This is a genomic window from Kitasatospora sp. NPDC033851, from assembly GCF_055576085.1.
Genome location: NZ_JBVIRL010000095.1, coordinates 1 through 2,362, shown reverse-complemented (window position 1 = coordinate 2,362; position 2,362 = coordinate 1). Strand labels below are relative to the sequence as shown.

Annotated in this window: 2 protein-coding genes; both read left to right on the top strand. The window is 68.7% G+C overall.

The window, feature by feature from the left end; genetic code table 11:
* The first annotated feature begins 197 nt into the window (after positions 1 to 197).
* Complete coding sequence (locus ACZ51D_RS43620; protein ID WP_465665876.1) at positions 198 to 1,457, top strand: helicase associated domain-containing protein; 1,260 nt, start codon at positions 198 to 200, stop codon at positions 1,455 to 1,457.
* A gap of 343 nt (positions 1,458 to 1,800) precedes the next feature.
* Entirely contained in the window at positions 1,801 to 2,271 is a 471-nt protein-coding gene (locus ACZ51D_RS43615; RefSeq protein WP_465665874.1) for a hypothetical protein, read from the top strand.
* The last annotated feature ends 91 nt before the right edge of the window (positions 2,272 to 2,362 follow it).

Sequence of the window (2,362 nt, the reverse complement as noted above, 5' to 3'; positions counted from 1 at the left end):
GCACAGTTCCGGCGGGCATTTGTGTATCGGCGGCCCTCCCGTCACCAGAGCCCCAAGCGTCACCAGACGCAGACAGTCCTGGCACCGGGAAAAGCAGCGTCAACCCCCACATCTACGGCTGAAACGCCCAGTCAGAAGACCTCTAGATAATTGATATCCCGAATGCAGACGCGGTCTTGCTCCAGGGCAGGGGCAGCATGGTGGATATCGTCCAGGCCATCGGCCGGGCCCTTCGGATGAAGCCCGGTGAAGGAAAGACCGCGAGCCTGATCGTGCCGGTCTTCCTCAAGCCCGGTGAGGAACCCGGAGACATTCTGGAGTCGGACTCGTACGGGCCGCTGGTCAAGATCCTCAGTGCCATCCGCAGCCACGACGCCCTGGTGATCGAGGCCCTGGCCGTGCCCCAGAAGTCCGGCAAGCGCACGGGTGGGCGCAGCGCTGAGGCCGAGGTCGCGCCGAGTGTGAGCGAGGGCGGGACGCCCACGTTCTCGCTGCCGGTCCGGTTCCAGAGCAAGCCCGGCGATGACGTTCTGGCGCTGTTCATCGCCACGCGTGTCCTGACCGGGGAAAGCCAGTTCTGGCGTGAGGGGATCGGGCATTGCAGGCGCTGGTACGAGGAGACCGGAGGGCTCGATGTTCCGTATTCGGCGCGGGTCGGTGAGCAGGAGAATTTCCGGCTTGGTGAATGGCTCACGCAGAGGCGAGTTGAATTTGCGAACGGTGAATTGGCGCGCCACCGGGTGGAGATGCTGGAGCAGCTCGGCATGATCTGGTCCGTGAGCGATGCGCGGTTCGAGGCCGGCTTGGACTGGGCGCGGGTGTGGGCGAAGGAGCACGGCGGTTCGCTGGCGGCGCCGGCGCGGGCGGCTGTCGGCGGGTACGCGATCGGGGCCTGGCTGGCGGGGCTGCGGGCAGCCGCTGAGGTGCCCGAGGGCGAGCCGGGGGCGCTCGACCCGCAGCGGCGGGCCGCGCTGGAGGAGATCGACCCGTGGTGGTGCCCGCGCTGGCCGATCACCTGGCAGCGCACGTACGCGGTGGCGCGGCAGTGGTGGCTGGAGTCGGACGGCCGGGTCGACTGGGCCGGCCTGCCGCTGGAGACGGCGTTCGAGGGCGAGGCGCTCGGCCGGTGGGTGCGGGCGCAGCGGGCCGGTTGGGCGGAGCTCGACCAGGAGCAGCGGGAGCTGCTGTCGGCGATCGGCATTGAGGAAGACCAGGAACTGGCGGCGGCGCGGGCGGCGGCCGCGGCGAAGCCGAAGGTGTCGCGGGCGGACCGGTTCGGCGCCGGCCTGGCGGCGCTGGCGGCGTTCGTCGAACGGGAGGGTCATGCGCGGGTTCCGAGGTCCCACCAGGAGGACGGGACGTCGCTGGGCAGCTGGTTGAACAACCAGAAGGCAAGGCGGGACAAGCTCAGCCCGGAGCAGCTCGGGCAGTTGGAGGCCCTGGGGGTGGCCTGGTAGAGCCGCGAAAGGCATTGGAGGCCGTCACTCTGTGGGGTGGCGGCCTCCGGGCCGAAGTCGCTCTACTGCTGCCACCTGCGGCGATGACTTTCCGAGCCCGACAGGACTGTCCGTGTCACGCGCTGGCCGCGAACTCTTCGGGGTTTGACAGTAAAGCTGTAACACTCGCGATGGTAGAGAAGCGACCCGCCGGTAACGATACCTCCACGCCCCGTCCCGGCCCGTCTTCCCCACCCTACGTGCAACCGCCGCTGCGGAGGGTGTCAGTATACCGACAGTGGGGCACGACACGGTCAGCGTGTCGCAGAGCAAACTGCCCCCACACAGAGGGAGGGAGAGCTACATGCCCATGGGAAAACCCGACTTCACTACCGGCCCGGTCGCCCCGGCAGCGGCATCGACACCCGGCACGCCGCCCAGTACCTCGCCGTACGCCAACCCCGCCAAGAGCGGCGACACAGCGCCCTGGAACGCCGCTCCCCCCGGCATGGCGACCACCCAATTGGACAACCCGCACGAACTCGCCGCCTCGGCCGGGATAGCCCGGCAGATCGCCACCGACCTCAACCAAGCCAACGGCAACAGCGGGCCCCTCACGCTGGGCCTCAGTGACCACGTGAGCGCCGCGTCGGCGGGTACCCGCGGTTTCGCCTTCAGCAGCGCGCTCACCAGCTGCACCGAACGGTGGCTGAAGCAGTGCACAGCCCTGCACGACCGGATCGACGGGATCGCCACCAACCTCGACACCACTCAGCGGACGTACACGGCCGACGAGGCCAGGAACGCCCAGCTGTTCGGCACGGCAGTTCACTAAGGGCGTCCGCCAGTAGGTCATCGGATGCGGGGGCTTCGAGGCCGGGTATCCCAGCGGTAGAGGGTCCAAGCCCGTCTGATTAGGCAGCGGA

Coding starts and splice junctions, on each gene's coding strand:
- ACZ51D_RS43620 (WP_465665876.1), top strand. CDS start 198: ATGGTGGATATCGTCCAGGCCATCGGCCGGGCCCTTCGGATGAAGCCC.
- ACZ51D_RS43615 (WP_465665874.1), top strand. CDS start 1,801: ATGCCCATGGGAAAACCCGACTTCACTACCGGCCCGGTCGCCCCGGCA.